The sequence below is a fragment of the Corynebacterium sp. UMB6689 genome (assembly GCF_030215295.1).
GTDB lineage: Bacteria > Actinomycetota > Actinomycetes > Mycobacteriales > Mycobacteriaceae > Corynebacterium > Corynebacterium aurimucosum.
Window position 1 is genome coordinate 1 of record NZ_JASOLS010000119.1, and the last position, 301, is coordinate 301.

The window sequence follows — 301 nt, forward strand, 5'->3', positions numbered from 1 at the left end:
GCACCTTCACGGGAGCTGCGTCGGTGGCCACAGAGACAACCACGTTGCCGCTCACGGTCAGGGTGCGAGTGCCGCCGCCAACAGCCTGGACGATTTCGTAACCGCCGTCGGCCGGGGTAATCGAGACGACTTCCTGGAAGCATGGCCAGCCTAGGTAGCCTGCAACCAATGCACTCATGACGCCGACGCCCTCGTCGATGGAGGAGTCACCAGTCAGAACAACTTCAGCCTCTGCCTGCTTGGCCAGTTCGGCCAGGGCGGAAGCAATCTTTGCGCTGTTCCACGAAGTGGTGGCTTCGTC

At 62.1% G+C, this 301-nt stretch carries 1 protein-coding gene; it reads right to left on the reverse strand.

Annotation, left to right across the window (positions count from 1 at the left end; translation table 11 throughout):
• A partial coding sequence (locus tag QP363_RS12895) for a hypothetical protein (RefSeq protein ID WP_284764778.1) occupies positions 1 to 301 on the reverse strand: 301 nt, incomplete at both ends.